The 24,987-nt window shown below is 40.0% G+C and carries 9 protein-coding genes; 3 read left to right on the top strand and 6 right to left on the bottom strand.

All coding sequences use genetic code 11. The features are described 5' to 3' along the window. Nucleotides 1-15: 15 nt before the first annotated feature. The 6 genes from DBR39_RS12715 to glsA all read right to left on the bottom strand — a co-directional run bounded on the left by DBR39_RS12715 (nucleotide 16) and on the right by glsA (nucleotide 16,709). Nucleotides 16-2,418 carry a glycosyltransferase gene (locus DBR39_RS12715; RefSeq protein ID WP_124533634.1) on the bottom strand — a complete coding sequence of 801 codons (2,403 nt, stop codon included), beginning with the start codon at nucleotides 2,416-2,418 and terminating at the stop codon, nucleotides 16-18. After that, complete coding sequence (locus DBR39_RS12710; RefSeq protein ID WP_124533632.1) at nucleotides 2,411-3,193, bottom strand: alpha/beta fold hydrolase; 783 nt, start codon at nucleotides 3,191-3,193, stop codon at nucleotides 2,411-2,413. The genes DBR39_RS12715 and DBR39_RS12710 overlap by 8 nt, the downstream gene beginning before the upstream one ends. Further along, a complete protein-coding gene (locus DBR39_RS12705) occupies nucleotides 3,184-3,483 on the bottom strand; it encodes an acyl carrier protein (RefSeq protein ID WP_002977699.1) in 300 nt (99 codons plus the stop codon). Before DBR39_RS12705 ends, DBR39_RS12710 begins: the two co-directional genes overlap by 10 nt. Next, a complete protein-coding gene (locus tag DBR39_RS12700) occupies nucleotides 3,471-7,724 on the bottom strand; it encodes a type I polyketide synthase (protein ID WP_124533630.1) in 4,254 nt (1,417 codons plus the stop codon). Before DBR39_RS12700 ends, DBR39_RS12705 begins: the two co-directional genes overlap by 13 nt. 19 nt (nucleotides 7,725-7,743) lie before the next feature. Further along, on the bottom strand, nucleotides 7,744-14,772 hold the full coding sequence (locus DBR39_RS12695; protein ID WP_124533628.1) for a type I polyketide synthase: 7,029 nt from the start codon (nucleotides 14,770-14,772) through the stop codon (nucleotides 7,744-7,746). Nucleotides 14,773-15,695: 923 nt separating this feature from the next. Next, nucleotides 15,696-16,709 carry a glutaminase A gene (glsA, locus tag DBR39_RS12690; RefSeq protein WP_124533626.1) on the bottom strand — a complete coding sequence of 338 codons (1,014 nt, stop codon included), beginning with the start codon at nucleotides 16,707-16,709 and terminating at the stop codon, nucleotides 15,696-15,698. A gap of 521 nt (nucleotides 16,710-17,230) precedes the next feature. On the opposite strand from glsA, the gene DBR39_RS12685 reads away from it, so the two are divergent. The 3 genes from DBR39_RS12685 to DBR39_RS12675 all read left to right on the top strand — a co-directional run bounded on the left by DBR39_RS12685 (nucleotide 17,231) and on the right by DBR39_RS12675 (nucleotide 24,952). Continuing rightward, entirely contained in the window at nucleotides 17,231-22,123 is a 4,893-nt protein-coding gene (locus tag DBR39_RS12685; protein WP_124533624.1) for a PKD domain-containing protein, read from the top strand. A gap of 71 nt (nucleotides 22,124-22,194) precedes the next feature. Further along, nucleotides 22,195-24,066, top strand: a complete 1,872-nt coding sequence (locus tag DBR39_RS12680) for a T9SS type A sorting domain-containing protein (RefSeq protein ID WP_185147181.1) — start codon at nucleotides 22,195-22,197, stop codon at nucleotides 24,064-24,066. 187 nt (nucleotides 24,067-24,253) lie between these two features. Then, nucleotides 24,254-24,952, top strand: a complete 699-nt coding sequence (locus tag DBR39_RS12675) for a DUF1826 domain-containing protein (RefSeq protein ID WP_124533620.1) — start codon at nucleotides 24,254-24,256, stop codon at nucleotides 24,950-24,952. Nucleotides 24,953-24,987: the final 35 nt, after the last annotated feature.

Below are 24,987 nucleotides of genomic sequence, written 5' to 3'. Positions count from 1 at the left end.
CAGATATCTAAAGGCTTATACAGAAGCTAATGTTGAATGTTCCTGTACAAAATTTTCTAACAGTTCTACCGCTTTGTCGTTACCTCCGGCAAGGGTGAATGTATTTCGAACCTCCTGGGCTGCAATTCTGTATTTTGGATTTTCCAACAATTCAAAAACGGTTTCGCGAAGCGCATCTACACGCAGTCTTTTGTATCGGATGCTGATTCCGCAGCCTGCCTGTTCGATCAGTTTTGCAATATGGAAATGATCATAAGCGATAGGCGTAATCAACATCGGTAATCCGTTACGGAAGGTATCATTTACAGTATTGAAACCTCCATGGCAAATCACCATATCCATTTGCTGCATTACTGCAGATTGAGGGACGAAGCTGTTGACAATAAAATTGTCCGGCCATTCTTCAAAGATTTCCGGTGGAGTAGCGGCGATCACGGTTACCGGCTGATCTTTAAATGCCGCGATAATCTTTTCAAAGAAAGCTTTTCTGATGTCTACCAGCAGCGTTCCCAATGATACAAATATCTTTGGAGTCGTAGAGGCATTCAGTTTATCCCAGTCAAATGGAGCATCATTCGGACGGCCTTTTACCGGACCTACAAATTTCATATGAGACGGAACGGTTTCAAAACCAGCAAAAGCCTGTGAAGTAAACACCATATTCAGTTTATGAGAATGGATGTAAATGCCTTCTTCATGGATGCCTACTTCTTTTTGAAGGTCTTTGATAAGATTTTGCTGCCATTCCCAGATTTTTGGAGCACTTTTTTCCGTATCTCCCATGACATCTGGTGGAACGGGAGTAGTGGTCACACAAGGAATATTATTTTTATGAGCGAAAAGAGCCCCTCCGAAAGTGATACAGTCATTCACGATCACATCAGGCATCCAGGTTTCTGTGAGTCTGGTTAATCCCGGCATCATCATTTTAGCAAAAGGAACATAGGTTTCTTCCAATGCCAGTTTCATCACTTCAGGTCCGGAACAGGCCGGTCCGTCATCCTGTCTTTTTAAAATACGGGCAATCTCCTCCTGATATGGAACAAGATCTTCTTCAGGGTAGAAATAAGAGCCTCCTTCCGGGATATGTTTGCTGTCTAAAGGCGTAATTCCGAACCATTTTACTTCGTGGCCGCGGGCAATCAGACTGGCTCCCACACTTAACGTAGGGCTTACGTGTCCGAAAAATGGAGGGATAACGAATAAAAACTTAGAGGGTTTTTCAGGTTTTGAAGACTTCAGTATCGCTTGTTCCAATAAGTTGGCTGCAGTAGCTGAACCTCCGGCTTCTACAAAAGACTGTCCCACTTTCTGAGCCGCTTCTTTGTAGCTAGGATTATTCAGAATTTGCTGTACAGCTTCTCTCAGGTGATTTCCTTTAAATCGGTTAAAATTAAGACGTTCACCCGCTTCTGTACGCACCACACGTCCTGCAACATGCGACTGGTCATACGCAATCGGAATTACCACCAAAGGAATACCGTGTGATAAGGTTTCAGATACGGTATTGTGACCGCCATGGCAAACCACACCGTCAAGATGAGGTAGCAGATCCAGCTGAGGAACCTGCTGATAGACCATAAAGTTATCCGGCCATTGCTCAAAAAGCTGTGGATCGGAAACCAGGACAACGGTTAAATCTTCATCCTTAAAGGCATCAATTACCTTTTGGAAAAAGGCTTTTTTATGATCGTGATCGAAGGTCGTACCAATACTTACCAGGATCTTTTTATTGTTTTTGCTTTTTAATTTTTCCCAGTCGAATTCACATGAAATACGTCTTTCGGTAAGAACCGGACCTGTGAATTGATATTGAGCCGGCAGATCATCCATTTCCCCAAAGAAATAATTGGAGGTTAAAACAAGAGTCAGAAGATCTGAAGTCGCCAGAGAACGTTCTTCCTGAAAGCCAAGTTCTTTCTGTAGATCGATGATTTGATTCACTTCCCATTCATGTACTTTTGGCAGCTCATTCATGATTTTAATGGCAGCCGGAGCAGTAACGGAAGTGGCATAAGGAATTCCAAGAGCCTTCGCTGCCACCGGGGCCGCAAATAACTGATGGTCTCCGATAATCAAATCAGGTTGATATGTTTTTAATAAAGAAACAACACCTTTATAGCAATGTCTGTTCAGCGGGATAAGAACCTCCTCGTAAAGGAACTTAACGCTGTCTATGCCGTACACTACTTTTTTGGAAATAATATCGAGATATTGTTCACTTTCTCTTTTTTCTTCGTCGGTCTGATCGTATTGGATCAGTAATAATTTTCCTCCCTCGGGAAGCTTAGCCTCTAAAGTCGGGTCAAGGCTGATCCAGGCTACTTCATGTCCTCTTTCCAGCAGAGTAGCACCGATGCTTAAGGTAGGGTTGACATGTCCTGTCAATGGTGGAACTATAAATGCAAATTTAGCCATGGTTTTGTGTTAAAATTTTAGATAAAAATTGAGAGATCGTTTCAGCAATGAGCTGAGGTTCCTGAATAGGAATATTGTGATCGCCCGGGATTAATTCAAGCTCAGACTGGCTGATTTGAGACTGCAGCCACTCACCGGTAGGCCTGCAATTGGAATCAGCGCCATAAAGCAATAAAGTGGAAGCTGTCAATCCATTGAAATCAGCTTCATCAAGAAAATGTTTTTCCCTGATCATATCCGCTTTTATGCTGGTCTGATTAAACAGAAATTCATACATACGATGGTTCTTTTCCATTTGTCTTTTGCCCATCTGTACTTTGGTGGTATCCGTAAAATTGGCTACATAATGCTCAAGGAATTCTTTGCTGTATTCATCAATGATGTTACGGGCTTTTTCATCCTGAGGATCCGGAGCCTCCATCACCACGAGCTGATTCACGCGGTCAGGGTATTCTAATGCTGTTTTTAAAGCAATAAGACCTCCGAAGCTATAGCCGACAAGGTACACTTTTTCCAGTTGAAGGTGATCTATTAAACCTATTAAATCGGATGACATGTTGTCAAGATCGTACCCATCCAAAAAGCGCTCACTCATACCGTGGCTTTTCAGATCGTACATCACCACATGGAAATGCTTTGCCAGCACAGGGGCAATATTAAAATAATAAATGGACAGGTTGCTGAACATACCGTGGATGAGTACCACGGTTTGTTCGGCTCCTTTGTTGAGTTCCTGTATATGAACTTGTCTGTTATTGACAGTGATTATTGGCATTCGTAGATATAATTGATGATCATACTAAGGTCAAGATTGATCAGCTGGTCAAGATCCATAGATGATAACCAACCTGTAAAGTCGATCTGATCGCCAAAATGCGCTTTGATCTTTTCAGAGAAAGAGACAATCTCAATGCTGTCCATTTCAAGATCTTTGGTGAATGAACTTTCAGGAGTAATATCCATCTCTTCTACAAATTCAGCACCTATCACTTCAGTAATAAAACCTTTTAATAAAGTAAAAAGTTCTTCGTGGTTCATTTTTAATGTTGCGTTTACAGTGTCCATCCGATAATATAATTTTTATGTTTAATAGTTTTGATTTCAATGTTGTTGATCCACAAGTGATCATCTTTTATCACTTCGACTTCGAAGGCTTTAGGATTTCCTTTCAGTCCTGTTCCCATGAATTTTCCGTAAGCTTCTTTTGCTACCCAGAAACGGGTGGTCCATTCTGCCTGATCTCTGTCTTTTAATAAGGCTAATTCTTTGTCGGTAAATACCATGTCGTAGAATCCGGAGCTGCGTTCCTCTATCAGTTCCATATCGATTCCTACAGATTTTCCATATCTCGCGATCCCCACGGCTTCTTTTCCTTTATGGGCTAAAGAAATATGGATGTCTTCTGTAAAATCACTGATGAGGTAAGGTTTCCCCACTTCATCGGAACGGATTTCAAAAGTAATCGGGAAGCAGGCATGATTTTTTTCCTGACGAAGAAGGTTTCTTACGGCATCTTTCACCGCTACACGGCTTACCATCCAGTTTTTTTTCTTGTTGGGTAATAGCTGCTGGTGATGTTGTTTTTCCGTTTGGTTGAAATATCTTTTCAGGATAAAATCCCATGAAGCGACTCTGGTATACGCCTGATGGAAGAAGAATACTTCAGGAGCAATCTCCTCCGAAAGACGATTGTGCAGCGGCGACATGGAAACATTCCATAAGGGAGCATCAATTTCCAGTCTTCTGTTTTGCCATCCGGTAATCGCGCACCATACTTTTCCGTCTCTTTTCAGGATGATATCTGCAATGGCAAATTCATCATTAAGCTCGGTCAGCATACAGGTACATTCAAAAATACCATTCTGGTCATGCATGTCTCCAAAGAATTCAATATCTCTGATTTTTACAGGAAATGCAATACGGTCTTTTACCAAAGTAAGCTGAAGCCAAAGCCCGAATAACTGTCCTGCATTGTCCAGTAGAGAGCCTTTTCCACCATTTCCTTTTATTTTCCCTACGATTCCTTTGTCCCCAACGGCTGAAATTTCAGTAATTCCCTGGTATTTATCTCCATGGAACATGTGCATGTCATAGATTTCTTCAGGGGTTCTTTCGATAGGTAAAAGGTCACCGATGGAAAGATTGAAAGCGGGTGTTGGAACTGGAGAGGTCTTTAAGATTACTTCTGCATTCGCGAAGTTTTCAATATCCAGGTAAGCATGGTTGGCACCACGCCATTCTCCTTTTACGGTTTTTTCGAAAGGTTTGGCTACGTTCATCCATTGGAATACACTTACGTTCATGATTTTATGAACCAATGTTCCCGGGATTTCCGCTTCTGCAATTTCTGCAAGCTGTTCGAAAATCATGGTCATCGGAATTACCGGCTCCATATCAGCGACATGAGCCCATCCTTTAGGCTGTCTCAATAAGCTGTGATCGATCAGGTAAGGATGACTTTCCAGCGTGACATACAAGTCTTTTGAGAAAGTTGTGCTTCTTACTGGTTTTGGAGCTGCATGGGTTACAGGCGCAGGTCTTTGGATGGTGATTTCCGGACGGTTTTGGAATAAAGTCAGTACTTCTTCCTGCATACGGATCATATCGGTAACATTGTCCTGGAATGCCTGTACCAGCGGATGACCGCTTTTGGTAGCAATAGCTGAAGCAGTTGCGGTATATTGTTTTGGCGTATCAAATGATTGAGCCAAAGCTTTCACTTCTTTAAAATTACGGATAATAGGAGAACCTAATTCCAGTTTAATACCTTTTCCTGATGCTCTTTTCGTATGATTCTGAATCTCCAGAAAGTCAAGAGCAATCGTTTTTCCTTCTACAAATAATGAAGCCACAACACGTTGTAATTGAGCCAATGCAGAACGGGTAGGAACGCTGGAAGCAATTGTACTGAAGGCTTTTCCTTTTAAGGTGTCATCAATAAATCCGATCAGACCTCCTGTGCCCACCTGAATGAACACTCTGGCGCCTTCTTCGTATAATCTATCTGTCAGTTCACGGAAACGAACAGGCTGAACCAAATGCTCGGCACTCAGTTTTCTGATGGCTGCCTGATCTGCAGGGTAAGGTTCTAATGTAGTAGCAGACCACAACGGTATTTTTGTCTGCTGGAACTGTGCTTTTTCCATTCCTGCAAGGATCACATCCAGCTTATCTGCGATAAATGGAGAGTGGAATCCGGATTGGAACGGCAATACCTGATGGAAAATCTGTTTTGCTTTTAACAATGGAACCAATTCATCCAGAGCTGTGTTGCTTCCGCAAAGAATCACCTGATTAGGGCAGTTGTCATTGGAAACATAAAGATTTGAAATTTCAGCAATAAAAGGTTTTATCACCTCAATTCCGGCTCCTATGGCGATGAATTTGGAATCTTTTAATTCAAAAGTTTCAGGATTCAGCACATCAATTAAGGCTTTTACAGAATTGGCTTCCGCTAATTCTGAAGAGTAACCTGCCAGCCATTCTCCTAAACTGTGTCCTGCATTCATATCAGGAATAATTCCCAGTTTTTTCAGTGAATTATCAAGGATACTGCAGTTGTTGAAGATGTTTAAAGCATCCGTTAAAAGACCTTCACCTTCTGTTTCGATAGGAGCTGTCAGTCCAAAATAACGACTCACACTGTCTACTTCACCTTTTGCTAAACCATCTAAACCAGGAAATACAAAGGCTACTTTTCCGCCATCTTTTAATAATGGGGTAGAGGTATACCAGATATCCTGTTTGTTTTTCCAGGTAAGGTTTTTGGAAACAATTTTAATCGCTTTTTCTACTCTTGCAGGAGTAGGATCAAATATCGCAACTCTGAAATCTCCTTCACCAATGGCCGTTTCATTATTTTGTAATGCTGAAAGTAAGTCTTGATGAGTAGGTCTTGCTAGAATCAATACATGATCTTTTTTCGGCATATCATAGCCTTCCAAAACAACGTGTGCATTAATTCCTCCAAATCCGAAGGCATTCACTGCAGCTACTTTTGGAAGTCCTGTTTTTGACCAGTTTTTGGCTTCCTGTACCGGTTCAAACCTTGTATTCTGCATATCTGCAGTTGGATTCTCACAATATAAGGTTGGTGGCAAAGTATCGTGATGTAATGCTAAACAGGTTTTAATTAATCCTGCAATTCCTGCAGCTGGCATAGCATGTCCGATATTGGACTTTACAGATCCGATACCCGCTGCCGGAGCAGCTTCTTCTTTTCCGAAGAACTGAGCTAAGGTCTGAAGCTCTGTTTTATCTCCAAGGGGTGTTCCTGTGCCATGAGCCTCAAGATATCCCACTTTATTTTTATCTAAATCAGCATTGATCCAGGCCTGTTCTAGAGCTTTAAGCTGACCTTTTACGGATGGACTCATCACGCTGGTTCCATTACCATCGCTGCTGACGCCCACTCCTTTGATCACAGCATAGATTTTATCCTGATCCCGAACGGCATCTTCCAATCTTTTTAACACGACGAAACCACACCCTTCACCGATCAATAGGCCGTCAGCATCCATACTGAACGGTTTGATCTGCTGCTGATGGGACATTGCTCCCAGCTGGGCAAAAATACTCCAGAAAGCAGCGTTTTGTCCAGTGTGTACCCCTCCTGCGATCATGATATCAGAACGTCCTCTCTGAAGTTCCTGTACGGCATGATCTACAGCGATTAAAGCACTGGCACAAGCGGCATCCACGGTAAAAGCAACACCTCCTAAATCGAAGCGGTTGGCTACCAAAGAGGCAACAAGATTAGGAATTAATCCCATAGCCGTATCTGCTGCGAAACGTCCTTTGCGTTCCTGAAAAGCGTGTTTTACTTTTTCAATATCTGCAGAAGAAACCTGAGGCAGCAATTCCTGTAGTAATGAGGAAATCTGTTCTCCGGTTCTTACAATTTCTATAGCACGGGTAGCACCAGGGCCGGTATAGTTTCCTTTACCGATGATGATTCCTGTTTTTTCAAGAGAAGTATTCTTTTGAAATACCCCTGCATCTTCCAGCGCTTTCTGTACCAGATCAAGGGTAAGCAAATGGTCAGGTTCCGTTCCCTGAACAGCCAATGGTAAAATGCCGAATGCTGTAGGATCGAATGTATAATCAGGGATAAATCCTCCACGCTGACAGTAAAAACGGTCAACGGGACTTGTCGCATCACTGAAATGAACCGGATCTATCCGATCAGCCGGAGCCAGCTCGGTAGAATCGACTTTATTGACAATATTCTGCCAAAAAGTGTTGGCATCCTGTGCCCCGGGAAAGACACAGGATAGACCAATTACAGCAACATCTGTTTTTTTCATACTTAGTTTATACAGAGTTTTACCAATTATTTCCTGACATGATCAGCACCTGGCTTTCAGTTCCGTATTTTATCTCATTAAGGAAGATTTCTTTCCCTTCATCCAATGGAATCATGGAAATACCTCTACGCTCGTATTCGGATTCAAGGGTGGAAGAAACCATTCCGGCTCCTTTCCAGGGTCCCCAGTTGATAGAGATTACTTTTCCTTTTAATCTTTTGTTTAAAGCATTTGCGTAATCATCCAGTACACTGTTGGCAGCGGCATAATCTGTCTGGCCTTTGTTACCGTATACGGAAGCAATACTTGAGAACAGAACTACAAACTGGCAGTCTGAGCGAAGTTGTTCAGCCAATACACGAAGTGGTTTCACTTTGGTGTCGAATACACGTCCGAAAGAACTTGTTGTCTTTTGTTTGAATAATTTATCTTCTAAAAGACCTGCTCCATGGATGACTCCGTCCAGACGGTCATATTTTTCGTAAATACTGCTGATCAGGTTTCCTAAACCTTCTTCATCACAAAGGTCTAATGATTGATAAATAATGGTGTTTCCAAGTTCTTCCATATCACGGATGGTGCGTAGGATCTGATTGTTTTTGAAAACTCTTGTCGTTTCTTTTTCTATTTCTGCAGGAGAAGTGAATTTTCCGGATTTGATAAGGAAACTTCTTATTTCTTCCTTGGTCTTCATCCCTTCAAATTCCTTCAGAATAGATGCTTCATTTCTAGGATCAGCGGATCTTCCTACCAGAATATAGGTACAAGGATAGGCCTGAGACATGTGTTTTGCCAATTCTGCAGTGATTCCCTGTGCACCTCCCAATACCAATACCACCGATTTTTGATCTAACTGGATATGAGCTTCATGTAAGCTTGTTGATAATGGAGAAGGAATAATGTCTACTTTATGTCTCTGATCGTTTTTATAAATAACTTCAGCAGGTTTATCGTTGGTAAGAATCTCTTTTAGAGTGATTTCAGCAATCTGATCTACTTCCTGAGGAGTACTCAGGCTGATGAGTCTGCAGGTGGTATTGTCAAATTCTCTTGCCAAACTTTTGAACAGTCCCGGATATCCCTGGTGATGGCGTAATATACGTGCATCAGCGATTTCCTGAAGATGTGCAGGAATATCTGAGATTAGATATACCCATTTTACTTTATCAAAATCCAGTTTTTTAATCAAGTCAACGTGATCGATAATGCTTGGTTTATCAGTTGCCGAGAATAGGTCCAGCATGATTAATCCGTCAACGTTTGAAAGATCTTTTTCTGTATCTACCAATTCTACGATAGCTCCATGTTTCTCCAGTTCGCTTTTAATCGCTGAGGTTTGTTTGCTGTCATCTTGTGTGATGGCAAAACGTTTTCCCTGCAGAACTTCAGTGTTTTGTACCAAAGAAGCATCGGTTGGAGTGATATCGAAACGAAGGCGTGACAATACATTATTTGTTGTTTCAGGAGTGGCTGTTTCCTTTATTTCATTTTTAACTTCAGGAGTTTCACCGCTCATTTCACTGATCCAGCTTGCCAAACCGCGAAGTGTTTTAATAGCCGCTAATTTTTCCATTACATCATCAGCCTGCTCAAGGTTTTGTCCAAAACCAATTTTGGTTTTAAGATCACCGATGATTTCCATACGTTTAATAGAATCAATACTAAGATCTGCTTCCAAATCTAAGTCTAGCCCTAACATTTCTTTCGGATATCCTGTTTTTTCACTTACAATATTCAGAATAGCATTTTGAAGATCTTCAAGTGATAAAGTAGATTGAGCTTGTGGTTTTGATGCGTTAGAGTCAGCTGCTGAACTATTGTTTTCGGGAGTAGCTGTTTTGTCAGCCCCTGAGAATTCAGTAAGCCATGAAACTAAACCACTTAATGTTTTGATTCCTGCCAACTGTTCCATAACGGTATCTTCGCTGGTATTTCCGTTACCCAAAGTTCCGAGTTCATTACGAAGTGTTCCGATGATCTCCACTCTTTTAATGGAGTCAATACTTAAGTCAGCTTCAAGGTCCATTTCCATCCCCAGCATTTCCTGAGGATATCCTGTTTTATCGCTCACTACCTGTAGTAATAAGGATTTGATATCTCTTGACGGCGCTTGTTTCACAGCAGCAACGGCTACTGGTTTTTCGTGATGAACAGGCTGAACCGGAATAGCAGACATTTGCTGATGAGCAGGAGCCGCAACCGGAGAAGTATATACAGGAGCAGGGAATGCCTGAGGATTCTGTCCCATAAAGGAAAGCATCACATCACGCTGTGCCTGTATCATTAGTTTCATGCTGTTTAAATATTCCTGCAGCATACGTTCAGCGGTAGATTGCGCTTCCACTGCAGGGGGCTGGTTATGAGTAGTAAAATTGTTCATGGGAATAGGGTTTGTGAGTGGCAATGCACCATTAGATGGCAGATTACCAGTGGTTGGGTGGGCAGTCTGCCCGTTAACACGCCAGATGGCAGGGCTTTTCTTATAAAGCTCAGGCTGGTTAAGATCAATAACCTTAACACTTCGGCCGTCAAAAAGTTTATCAATATTGAAACTGCGTCCTGTCCCTAAATATTGGGCAAGCATGCAAAGGAGATGGGTAAACTTATTTCGGCTGTTGTCTTCAACATATAGGGTAAGCTGATCTCTTTCTAAACAGGATTTGGTCAGTCCCGTAAGCACTTTACCAGGTCCTACTTCGATGAATATTCTTGCACCGTCGTTGTACATTGCCTGAAGTTCTTCTACGAATTTTACAGGCTGTACCAAATGATCGGTAAGTCTTTCTTTTATTTCTGATGGATTCGTAGGATATACTTCTGCTGTAGTATTTGAATACACAGGAATCTGCATTTCTCCAAAAGGAACATCTCGTAATACCTCAGCATATAAACCTTTGGATTTTGCCAGTAATGGGCTGTGGAACGCACAGGCTACTTCCAGTTTTTTTGCTGAAATACCTTCTTGTTTCAGTACTTCCAGTAATTTATTGATTGCTTCTGTACTTCCAGCGATAACGCACTGAGTAGGAGCATTGAAATTCACAGGATAGCATCCTTCCACTTTAGCAATGATCGGCTGTAAACGGTCCGGGGTAGCACTTGCTGCCAGCATTGAACCTGGATCACCTCCTTCCACTGAATCTAAGATAGATTGAGCTCTCTTAACACTTAGGTCAACCAGTTTATCTTCTCCAAATACACCCGCAAAACATAAAGCAGGTATTTCACCATAGCTGTGGCCTGCCAGCATATCCGGAACAATTCCTAATGATTCCAGGAACTTAGCTAATGCAAGATCAACAATTCCTAAAAGCGGTTGTGCTAAACGCGTGTCTTTAATGGTTTCTTTTTGCTGTTTTAAATCAGCTTCATTAAAGGTTTTAACCGGGAAAACTACTTTTTCAAGCTCAGGATAATCATCGATAATCTTACGCATAGCCGGGAAGACTACGAATAGATCACGAGCCATATTGATTCTCTGACTGCCTTGTCCAGGGAATGTGAAAGCGACTTTACCTTCTTTTTTGTTGACTGTAAAGGTATCTTTTGTCTCAATCCCTAGCAGTACTAGTTCAAGCTTCATCATGAGGTCCTCAGCGGTATCAGCAACGATACTGAACTGGATTGGTTTTTCTGAGCTGATGCTTAAACTGTAAGCGATATCTTTTAATGGAATACCATCATTAATTTCTAATAAAGCTTTAATCTGACCTGATTGTCCTTTCGCTTCTTCATAAGTATCTCCACGGAAAACAAATAATTCTGAAGGCCATGACTGCATGACGATTGAATTATCCTGCTTAGGGTGATTTGCAATTACTGTATGGAAATTGGTTCCTCCGAATCCGAACGCACTGATTCCTGCATAACGGTTTTTCTCACCCCATAATCCACTTTCTGCATGGAATGCAAATGGACTGGTTTCAGCATTATAATAAGTATTAGGCTGCTGAAGGTGAAGGGTAGGTGGTTTTACACCATGATATACAGCAAGGGAAGCTTTAATTAATCCTGCTAATCCTGCAGCACACTTGGTATGTCCGATCTGTGTTTTTACAGAACCTAAATGAGTCTGTCCAGGTAATGCCCCTGAACGGCTGAACAAATTAGTTAATGCACTTAATTCTGTTTTATCACCTACAACGGTTCCTGTACCGTGAGCTTCCACTAAACCTACAGAAGCCGCACTGATACCAGCTTGGGAATAAGCACGTTCTAGTGCTCTTACCTGGCCTATTTGTCTTGGAGCAGTAAGCCCAAGAGCTTTTCCATCACTGGATCCGCCCACTCCTTTGATGACTGAATAAATACGGTCACCATCGCGTACTGCATCTTCATATCTTTTTAATACCAGGATTGCAATACCTTCTCCAAGAGCAATGCCATCTGCATCACTGTCAAATGTAGCACATCTTCCTTTTCTGGATAAAGCATGTGTGCTGGAGAACATCAGGTAATCATTGATACCGTTATGTAAATCTGCACCTCCTGCAAGAACCATATCAGATTTGCCCAATACAAGTTCCTGGCAGGCCAGATCAAGAGCTGCTAAAGAAGAAGCACAGGCCGCATCTACAGTAAAGTTTCTGCCGCCAAGATCCAGTCGGTTCGTAATCCTACCTGCGATTACGTTGGCAAGAATACCCGGGAAAGAGTCTTCTGTGGTATGTGGGAAAGCTTCTTTTACTTCTTCATGAAGTTCTCCGAAGACCTGTTTATAATATCCTCTGAAACTATAGCTGTTGGCAAGGTCATTACCACCTTCAGCCCCTATAATTACAGAAATGTTGTCTCTGTTGATGTGTTTTTCGCCATATCCGGCATCTTCCATCGCACGTTTTGCAACCAATAAAGTCAACAATTGTGTAGGTTCAATGGCTGCAAGGGATTGTGGCGGAATTCCGAATGCTAATGGATCAAAATCAATTTTAGGAATGAATCCTCCCCATTTGGAGTGAGAGACATCCGGTCCGTCAGAATCAGGGTGATAATACAATTCTTTATTCCATCTTTCATCCGGTACTTCGGTAACACTGTCTTTTCCTAAAATAATATTTCTCCAGTATTCATCAAGGTTTTTAGCACCAGGGAAGATACATTCCATCCCTACGATAGCGATGTCCAGTGGTTTTTCCATTGAAACCGGTTCTTCTGACAACGTAGCATTCTGAACATGCTCGTAATTGTCAACGATGCTTTGATGAAGAGCTGCAAGGGAGATGACACGATTATGCATAGTAGCTACCTGCCCGATCATGTACATTCCTAAGTCAAGTTGATCATCCTTAGGAATATTGACAAGTTTGTCGCCCTGACGTTCTATACCTTTAGCCGCAATACGTAAACGGCCTACATTTAATTTTTCAAGCTGTTCCCATACCTGTTTTTTATCCATTCCTGCAGCAAGAAGCTTTGTCTTTTCTGCACTGAAATGGTTGGCGAATGCAGTGTTTAGACAACGCGTTTCATGTCCCGGAGCTGTTTCCAACAGGACTGTATCTTTTGCCTGCATTGCCTGTGCCTGGAATTCTTCCTGAATGGCTCCGGTCTGTACAGCTTCATGGGTATACAGATAAGCGGTTCCCATCAATACGCCAATTTTTACTCCTCTTGCAGCTAATGGAGCTGCCATGATAGAAACAAATGCCGTTGAAAAACCGTTATGGATTCCACCTGCAAAAAAGACACTGATGTTTTCAGGATGATCTTCTTTTAAGATACGTTCTATTTGTTTTTCCCAAAGCACTGTGCTTGAGAGAGGGCCTACATGGCCTCCGCATTCACGTCCTTCAAAAATGAAATTTTTGGCACCTTCTTTCAGGAAGATATCCAGAAGGGCAGGGGATGGAACGTGTAAGAAAGATTTTATTCCTGCTTTTTCAAACACTTTAGCTTGAGCGGGTCTTCCGCCTGCGATCAAAACGACAGGAGGTTTCGCTTCCAATATATAAGAGGTCTGTTCTTCTCTTAATTCCTGCGGTGCAAATCCAAGAATCCCTACACCCCATGTTTTTTCACCGGCCAGTTTTTTGGTATCCATCACCAAGGATTTTGCAGATTCTCCTTTCAATAAGGATAATGCAACAAAAGGTAAGGCTCCGGCATCAGCAACAGCATTGGCAAATAAAGGAACATCACTCACACGGGTCATAGGACCTTGAGCAATAGGGTAGTGTAGACCCAATTCCTTAGCCATACTGTTATCTTTATCAACAACCTTCAAAGCTTTTGCCTGCTTCAGATGCCCATACATGGCTTCTTTGAATCCGAAAATCAGTTTTTTCAGGGTTTTGAAATCTTCATACAGGTCTGTTGCCAGCGAAATGTCTTGCCCCATCGGGATATAACATGCACTAAGATCCAGACCGGTAAAATATTGTTTCAGATCTTCAGCCGTTGCATTTTCAGGTAATGCAGGTGAGTTGGGTCTTACCAATACGCGATGGTTCGCGATCACCTTAGTTTCTGTACCATTCAGTTTTGAGCATACATCTTTCAGTTCGTTTGGAATTGAACTTTCGGGAAACAGGGCCAGCTGGCTGTCCAGTACAACTCCTGTTGCTCCTAATGCTTTAAACGCCGCTGCGGTATGGAGACCTATTCCTCCCTGTACCCACACCGGAATGTTCTGGATTTCTTTGATCACACGCTGGAATAATATAAACGTAGATTCATAGCCTACCAGCCCACCTGCTTCATTTCCTTTTATAATGATTCCTTCTGCTCCCAATTGTTCAGCCTGTCTGGCTTCTTCCACACTGCTTATCTGATAAACGATAGGCAGGTTGAAAGGGGTAGACATTCCGAACGGAAGGATCGCAAATCTTACTTTTTCAGGAATTTGAATAGATGTGAAATTGTCGTTAGAAAAATAAATACCATACGATGGTACGTCTATCTGGTCAAGTTGATGTAACGCTTCCTGTGCGGCTGTTAAGTCATTTCCTAAACTTAGAACGGGAAATGCACCCGCCTGATGTAGTCTAGGGATAAGGTTAACGTCCGGTTTTTCAAAAGGCGTCAGTCCAATAATGGTTAGTTTTTTCATGGCGTGATAATTATTGAATGATAGCAAGAGCTTCATAACAAAATGCTTTGCCTTTCGGTAATAAGGCAAGTGCTTTCGTTACGATATAATAAAATTGGTTTTTGTTAAATCGTCAACAATGTGTATTGTTTTATGGTAATTACTCAATAATCTACTATTTATCAATAGATTGTTTGATGTAAGGTTGATGTCCGGCTTTTCAAAAGGCATTAGCCTGATTTTGGTCAAGTTTTTCATAGCATTTACGGTATAGAAATGGTTAATGATATCCCTCAACAAAACGCTGATAATACTAGTGTAAGTCGCGATTTGTCGTTATGAGGAAATAAAAATAATAAAATTATAACATATCTTTAATCATAAATGTAATTTGATAATGATTTTTTAATAGAAAAATATCAATTGTTCAAATACTATTAAAGTATATTTATTGTTTTCTTATTCTTAGAAACAGGGCCGGTACAATCTAATTAACTATAACTATAAATATTTATAGTTAAAGAAATGTTAAGCAAATATAGGAATAAAAAATAAAATATTTCAAAAAAGGGAGATTTGTTTTAGGGTATATTACAAAAAGATAATATACCATGAATAAGGTCCGGAAATGTCAGAATACCCTTTATCAATATGATAAAACGGATAGGTGAATTTATGTAAAATTAATCAATATATTGTGATTTAATTTAAATTATTTATGAATTTTATCTATCATTTTGATAAATAAACAGATAGGAATTTTAATAAATAATTAAATTATATTTTCGAAATTCATAAAAAAACAGTAAGTACCTGATATACTTACTGTTTTTGGATATGTTAATCGTTAAGGATTTATCTGATTAATAACCTGTAAAAGGTTGTTTCGGATCAATTATAGACTAATATTGTTTATTAAGTGTAATTTAATAGGTTGTCAAAATTTAAAATATACTCAATCCATATTGTTTTGCCAGGTCTAAGATCATATGGTATCCTGCTAATGAATTTCCATGCTGATCCAGAGCAGGGCTGAATACCCCAATCCCAATTTTTCCGGGAACGCTTACCGTAATTCCACCACCTACGCCAGATTTGCTGGGCAGTCCTACCATTCTGGAATATTCGCCGCTGAATTCATACATTCCGGCCGTTAGCATCTGTGATTCTACTAATTTTGCCATGTCTGTATTTTTATATGTCGAATCACCATCAAATCTTACACATTGGTTGGCAAAGAAATATCCTATTTTCGCCAGATCTTCAGCGGTAAGTTCAATAGAGCATTGTTTGAAATAGTTATCCAGCTGATCCTCGTTTCCTGAAATCAATCCACTGTTTTTCATGATATAAAACATTCCACGGTTACGGTGTCCTGTTGATTTTTCAGACTCATAAACAGATTTGTTATAATCTATTGTTTGATTTTTGGTCATGTATCTTACCATGTCCAGTATTTTGAGGAATGGTTTCTCACCTTCTCCTGAAATTAATGAAGTGGTAAGGATAGCTCCTGCATTCATCATTGGATTAAGGGGTTTACCTGTAGTTTCAAGATTGGAAAAATGATTAAAAGGTTTATCGGAACCGAAATATCCCATTTTGTCAAAAATATGGGCTTCTCCTTTTTCACTGACGGCAACCATTAATGAGATAATTTTGGAAATACTCTGCATGGTGAATTTTTTATTTACGTCACCAGTGCTGAATACTTTACCATTTTTGTCTACCACTGAAAAGGCAATTGCTTTAGCATCCATTTTTCCCAATTCGGGAATGTAATCTGCCACTTTACCTTGTGTATAATAGGATCTGTTTTTCTCCAGAATAGTGTTGAGTGTTTTCTCCGAAATAGTTGAAATATCTGCTGTTTTCTGAGCGTAAACGATTGTGTTTAAAGATAGAAAAGCTGCGGTAAAAATTCCTTTTGCAGAAAATAAAAAGCTGTTGTTTTTCATAGGGAAGATCTTCAAATAAAATATTTATGATAAGCCTCGAAAAACAAAGATAAAGTATTTTAATCTTGTCAGCAATTCTCCTTTACGATACACGTAGATGTTTGTCCTGTTTCGTTATAAAGCAGAATATAAAGATCGAATAGAAGCTTGTTTTAAGAGTAAGTATATTATTTAAAAACGGTCTGTTTTTCTTGTGGTTTTGAATGTGATTAATTTTAATGTAAATATTATTTTTTTTAGGAAAAAATACACAAATTTAATTCTTGGTTATTATTTTGGTTTTTAATATGATTAAAATACGGTATTTTATTTGTTGAAAAACCGTCTAAAGCGTCAGTAATTGAGGAATTCTTAAATTTTTTCGCATAACTAATATATGGGTGAAATAACATATACGCAGGAATTCATCTATATTGTTGGGTATGAACTGTGAAAGAATGTTATTTTTTCACTATTAAATGATTTTTGTATTATTATTTTTATTAATTTGACAAAAAATTAATAACACTTTTTTAATAACTATGAAAAACAACACCTATTTTGGTAGGCAGCACGTCTTCAGATGGCTCCTGCTATGTTGGCTTTTGGTGCCCTGGGCACTACAAGCACAAGCTCAAATTACATGGACCGAACAGGTCGGATGCCAGGAATTCCGCGGCGAAAAAGAAGGTCAGATCCCTGACAACGGAATCGCCAGTTCCTACATCAATTCTTCCCAGTGCCTCCGGGTCTGCGAAAAATCATTAGACCCTGTCAAATATCTGGTTCAGGGTTCCAATGTTTCTAATGTACAATGGTCAGTTTCAGGAGGAACTGCCACTATTACCGGAACCGGGAATACCTTAGCGTATGTTACGTGGGGAGCTGCCGGTAATGGATCTTTACAGGCTGTGATCACTTACAACGACGGAACTGTGGAAACACAGACGATCTGTATTGAAAAAATCAACAGGCCTATTGCTAAATTTGAATTGTTAAATCTGGATGCTACCGTATGTAACAATACAACGGTGTATTTTGATAACCTTTCTGAACAAAACGGAGGATCGGATATTGTCAATTATTACTGGCAATTCGGAGATGGAGTAACTTCCACATCTACCGCTTTTGAGCCGTCTCACACCTATACTACTGCCGGTACTTATACGGTTCAGCTTACTGTAACCAATAAGTGCGGATGTCAGAGTAAATTTAAAAAAGAGATTAAGGTTCTGAAATCATATCCTGTACAGATCAACTGTGCTTCTGTAGTATGCGAAGGAAGCAGAGAGAAGTACAATGCACAGGATGGATGTAATAAAGGACAATGGAAAGTTATCGGTGGACAAATTGTCGCCAATAACGGTAACGACATTGAAGTAATTTGGGATCAGGTAGATCCGCTTGACGGTTTTGGATATGTAATGTACATGTCTGAATGTGCTTGCCCTGAATGGACTACTATTAAAATCCCTGTGATTTTAAAGAATGCAAAAGTGAAAGGTCAGGAAGTGGTATGTGCTGGTAAGCAGTATACCTATTCAATTCCTCAATGGCCTACCACCAAAGTTAACTGGAATGTGTCAGGACCTGCAGGAGGTCAGTTGGTGAATACTCAGCAGAGAAACGAAATTGTTTTCTCAGCAACTCAGCCTGGAACTTATCACCTTGAAGCAACGTATTTCAACACTCTGTTATCATGTGAAGGAACTGCTTCTATTGATATCGTAGTAGAAACACCGGTAACAATAAGCGGTGGTGCAGATGAAATCTGTGCAGGAACAAGCCAGACATTCACAGCTACACCTAATGTACCTGTTATCTGGAAAGTAACCACTGGAGGTTCTACTGTCACATCGGGAGTAGTATCTGGACCATTTACTTATCCTTTTACAACAGCGGGTACTTATACTATTACTGCTGTTAAGCAAGGAGGAGGTTGTGAAAGTAATTCAAGAATTATTAAGGTATTACCAATTCCACAGCCACCTACAGGAACTATTTCAGGAGAGACGAAGGTATGTCCTGGAAAACCTTATGTGTATACCATCAGCTCTGTTGATGCAGGAATGGTACCAGTTTGGAGCGTTACCAACGGAACCATCCAGGGTAGTAATGCAGGACCTTCTGTAACGGTTATATTTAATGCTGGTGCTTCATCATATACTGTGTCTGCACAGAATAAATCGATGAGTAATGCAGGTTGTCTATCGGCTCCAATTTCGTTCAATGTAGCGCCATTGGATCTTAATACGATTACGATTAATCCTAACCCAGGACCTTTCTGTCCAAGTAGTACTCAAACTTTCAGTGCAAATCTGAATGGAATTGTTCCTGAATTTATGGAATGGACATTTGGAAGTTCTAACTTCGGAAGTGTGATAGGAGGACAAGGTACAGCTAATATTACGGTAAATTTTAATGAGATCTCTTCTACAAGCAGCACGACTCTGAACTTAAGAATTGTGAAGTGTGGAGTAACAAAAATTATCAGCATACCGGTATCTTTACTAACGCTTCCAACCGTTAGCTTTACGAATGTTGGTGGACTTTGTTTAGGTTCGAATCTGTCTTTCACTGTAAATCAGGGAACGATCACTTCGGCTACAAATGTTACTTTCACATTTGCTAACGGAACAACGTATACTACAGCTTTCAATCCAGCTGGAAATTATAGCTTCCCAAATAATGGGTATATCTCAAATACTTCAGGAAGTAATGTCTCTCAGGTAGTTACTGTGACTTATTCTGGAACTAACGGATGTAACTACAAACCTACAGCAAGTGCTACCTTTACTATATATCCTGAAACCATTATTACGGTTTCTCCGGTATATAATATTCTAGTATGTGATCCTACAACAATGACACCGTATACTCTTACGGCTAACAGTTCTACAGGACTTACTAATATTGTATCTTGGCAGTGGTATAAAAATAATGGAATCATACCTGGTGCTACAACGAACTCATACACCATAGGAGGTGCAGGTGCTTTTGGAACCTATAGAGTACAGGCAGTAGATATCAATGGTTGTGTGGTTTCCTCACAAAACATTAATGTGAGTCAGCTATGTCCAAGCAGCGGAACTTGTAATACAGATCCTCAGATCAACTTTGCTGCTTCATGGTCAGGTTGTAATACGATTTCTGTTTCAGGTTTAACGTATAATGGAACTCCTAATGAGATCCAATGGTCATCAGACAGTGTACTTACTTTAACTTCACCTCAAGGGCAGCCTACAGCAACATATCAGACTAATCTTGCTGGTGCACATATTGTTTTTGTACGTCTTAGATATGGTACATGCTGGTATAGCAAAGCAGTAGAGGTAAGAAAGAACTACGAGCCTAAATTCAATGTAAGTACAGTGTGTAACGGAGGGGGTTACAATGTGACTCTTTTCAATACTTCTACTATATTTGAAATTAATCCGTCATCTATTACTTATACATTTACTAGCCCGGGACAACCTACTCAAACAGGGCAGACGGCTACTTATAACAATTTGGCGCCGGGTACTTATACCTTTACAATGACAGTGTCTGCACCTGGAAAACCAACGTGTACTACTACGCAGACTGTTACATTGGCACCAGTTCCTAGTACAAGTTTCTTGGTTCCGGCATGGGTATGTGTACGTGAAGCAATTACATTCTCTCCTTTATCATACGTTCCTGGAAATACATATACATGGATTTTTGATGGTACGTCTTATGTAACCGGAGGACCGAATGCTACGATAACGTATAATACGAGCGGAACAAAAACGATACAGCTGAAAATTAAAACACCTAATGGATGTGAATATACTTCTGCTCCAATTGGGATTAATGTGAAAGAAGCGATTCTTGATGGTAATATGGCACCTCCAGCTCTTGTAGCTTGTATAGGAAGTGCTCCTAATATCGTATTCAGCAGTACTCTTGGAACGCCTAGCCAGTATATCTGGATGAATGGTTCTCAACCAGTATCAGGAGCACCAAGCTCTCCTGTATTTACTCCAACTCAATCTGGTAGCTACTGGCCGGTGCTGGTATCATCAGATGGATGTAGAACAAGTGTTATGAGTACTAAGGCGATATCAGTAACGCTTAAAAATCCTCCATATGTTAACATATCAGGAACAGCAAATATCTGCCAAGGATCTTCTACGACACTTAGCGGTCTTGTAACAGATAATACATTAGAATACCAATGGAAGAAAAATGGTGCTCTAGCATCAGCTGCATGGGCGTCTGGTCCTTATCCAATTACTTTCAATACAGGATCACTACCAGTAGGTACGTATGTTTATACATTGGAAGTAAGAACTCCGGGTGCATCAGGATGTGTAAGTTCTAAAAACTTTACAGTTACAGTAAGTGCTCCACCATCACCGGTTACGATAGCTTATAGCTTGGTGAGCTGCCAGCCTTATAGAATTAAGTTAACTGCATCAGGACCATCTGCAGGAAATTATAACTGGAGCAATGGAATGTCAGGTCAGTCAATCACTGTAAATGAAGGAGGTGCTTATCAGGTTATTTATACTGCGCCAAGCGGTTGTAAAGTATCTAATTATGTAGAAGTACCATTAAGTCTTGAAAGTCTTATGTGGGTATTCCCTACAGGATGCTATGACGAATGTCTTAGAGAGAAGAATTATATTCTGGGACCAAAAGGAGTATTTGATCACCATGATTGGATGTTGTTCGGAAACAGCATTCAGACTGGAAACAATAATTTCATTTTCCCATTATATATTGGAGCTCCAGGTACCTACCAATTACAGGTGAATCATTTAGGGTGTCAGTATACATCCGGAACAATGAATTACTATCCAGGTAAGGAATGTGGATACGAAACAGATTGTAAGATTGAAGGAGAAATTAAAGGAATGAAATGGGTTGGAGATCATTACGCTGTTTTTGGTGTCATTCACAATGCAGGAGGTCAGCCAATAAGTCTTAACGTTTCAAGTGTTAATGGATACGGAACTTATATTCCGTCTATTATTACGATTCCGGCAGGAGGGGTGTATGATATGAATGCTAATCCATTGGCATTCTATCCGAATCCGAATTTCCAGGGTGCAGATGAGATCTTATTCTCTAATGAAACGTGTAAGTTTAGTACCAAAGCGGTAGATCCGGACTGGATGGGTATGAGAAGTGCATCAAGAAGCGTTACCGTTACTGCAGTTTCTTCTCTGAAAATGATACCAAATCCTGCGAAGGAAAAAGTGAAAATCTCGTATAATACAGGTAATGAAAAATTACTGGCAAAACAGATTACAGTTTTTGATGCCATGGGCAATATCAAATTCCGTAAAGAAGTGAAAGCGGCTTCCGGTGAGGTAGACGTGGAAATTTCCAGCTGGTTGCAAGGTGTTTACATTGTCATTGTACAAACGGGAGACACATCATTACAAGGAAAACTAATTAAAAATTAGTGACTTATAAATCAGTGCTCTCTTCGGAGAGCGCTGTTTTTTTATAGTATATGATAACTAAAAGAATTTTTATGATACAATTAAAAAACAAGCTGTGGAGACTTCTTCTGATGCTGCCAGCTTTATCTTTTGGCCAGACCTACCAATGGCAATGGGGAAAACAGGCAGGCGGGATAACAGGTTCGGCTGATCCGGGGTTTCATTATGTATTTGATGAATCCATACGGGATATTGTAGTGGATAACAACAATAATACTTATTATCTTGCAACTATGCGGGAGCAGGGGCAAAATCTGAATGGCACCTCTGTAGCCAATTATGGGCTCAGTGACCTTTTTTTATTCTCAACTGATTGTGAAGGGAATATAAGATGGTCCAGACCGATAGGCGGTACGGGAGACGGAGAAAATGCCTGGCATATAAAGGTGGATAATAATGGAGGATTATACATCATGGCTACCATTTATAACAATTCGTATATCGGAGATCCTAATGCTATTCCTGTACATTTTGATGATACTCATACACTGCCTTTGTATACGCATTATGATCAAACTATTGACCCTGCACACAAAGCGGCTTTTCTCTTAAAATACAATACTTCTGACGGTACATTGGCGTGGAGTAAATCTTTGCAGGGGGATGTTAATTATTCCTCCCGTATGTGCGATGTTCAGATGATGTATATGGATGCTTCCAAAAATATCCATGCAGTGATGGGCTTTAGAGCAGGAACTCATTTAAATGGTTTAATTACGGTACCTTCAACCTATACTTCTACTTATCAGTATTATGCCGTTAAGTTCAATTATGATAATGCGAATGGGAATATGACACCGGCAACTCCAGTGCTTCTTCCTATCACAGGAGATGCTATAAATGCTGTAGGAAGAGAGGGAAAAGTAAATGTGGTATATGATGAAAGCCTGAACCGTTATTATATTGCAGGTAAAAGAATGGATGCAGGAGCCAGTAACTTAATTGATCTTTCTTACAATAATGTTCCATTTACAAAAGCAGCTTATGTATTGGCTTTTGATGGTACTACCGGGGCAGAGGTATGGAGAAAAGAATTGAATAATGGTACAGCGAGTAATGATGATGAAATTCATTCCATCATAAAAGATCCGGTTACTTCGGATATTTATATTTCAGGACGGTATTTTAATGGAATATCGGTACCTGCAACTTTTGGAAATTATACTTTTCCTTTGAGAAATTATGTTGAAGCCGTTCCGTTTGTCGTAAAGATGAATGCTTCGGGTTCTGTGCAGTGGGCAAGAACACCTGAGGGAATGTCCGGTCTTCAGTTTGGGTACCGTTTTACGAAAGGTACAATTGCTATTAATGGAAATGAAGTGGCATTTGCCAAAGGAAGCTGGTCTGATATCTGGGGAAGTTATACAATGACACGCCCTGATGGAGATAGATCAGATCCTTTATTGGTAAGGCTTAATAAAGATACGGGAGCTGTTTTGGGAGCAGGAGAGATTCGCAGTAACTTTAATGTTATAGATGAATTTACGGCAGTTGCTGCAGATAAAGATGGTAACTATATAGTAGGAGGTTTTTTTCATGACCAATTGTTTACAGACCCTAATGATAATGTCAATACAATGGCTGTAAATGTACTTGGCGGAAAATCTCAATCATTTTTTACAAAATTTGCTAAATCAGCATGCAGTCAGATGTCGGTAGAAGAAACGGCTGTTCAGGCAGGAATACAATTGTATCCTAATCCGGTTCAGGATGTGCTTACTATCAGAAGTAAAGAGCCTTTGGTTTCCTATGAAATCTTTGGTACGACAGGACAATTGATAAAACAAGGAACTTTGAATATGATGCAGGAACAGGTAGTATTATCTTCTCTTCAGACAGGAGTATATTACATTAAACTTAAAACAAAATCTTCTACAGTAACAGAAAAAATACTGAAGAAGTAAAAACAAAACTTGAAATTAATAACCTTATATACGAACAGCATTCTCCGAAAGAGGATGCTGTTTTTTTATATTTTAAAACGATGATTTATGCTTTTCTTTTAATGTTTACGGTAATAATATAGCAGTACCTTTCATCTATTCCTTACTTTTGCAGAGAATTAAATAACTGAATTTTTTATTCTGAAATATGAGCAATATATTTTCTGATAATCATCAAATTGAAGTGGTATCCAACTTTTCTGAACTGGTGAATACAGGTTTTCAAGGAGCGATGAATGCAATTTGCTGGTACAGAAACTTAGCAGGAGACTTTAAAGAAATTGTGTCTCAACTTCAGTTAGATGAAAATATTACCGAAGTTTCCGTTGAAGACCTTTTATCATTAAAGCTGTCGGAAAAAGGGAATATGGCAAGGGAAATTATTTTAAATGATTTTCAGTTATTGACAGACTTTGGAGCTTCCCCGGTTCTTAATTTGCTTAAAAAGTATGAACGCGATGAGGAGCTTGGTTTCATTTCAACCGATGTATATTCATATCATGTTGATCGTTCGCCTGTTGCAACGGACACTTTTTTATGTACCTATTATGGGGCTGCAAGTGATATCATCCCAAATGATCAGGTGGAACAGAAAATCATGATTCCGGAAATCCGGGAAAAGCTCAAAGAATTACATGACGGTCCGGAAGAAGAATTTGAAGATTTTCTGAAAGAGTATTTCTTCGATCTGCATTATCAGCCTAAACCTGATGCAGAACCCGTTAATTTAGAAGTAGGGCACCTTTGGCGGATCGCTGTAGATCATCCGGCACAACAAGCATTGCCATGTGTACATAGAGCACCTGTAGAAAACGATGGTGAATATCGGTTGCTTCTGATTTGCTAATGATGATCAATATTTAATCTTGAATAAAGCATCCA

The sequence above is a fragment of the Chryseobacterium sp. KBW03 genome (genome assembly GCF_003852415.1).
Lineage (GTDB): Bacteria > Bacteroidota > Bacteroidia > Flavobacteriales > Weeksellaceae > Chryseobacterium > Chryseobacterium viscerum.
Note: the sequence above shows the minus strand (reverse complement) of the source record. Positions and strands in the feature narration are given on the sequence as shown.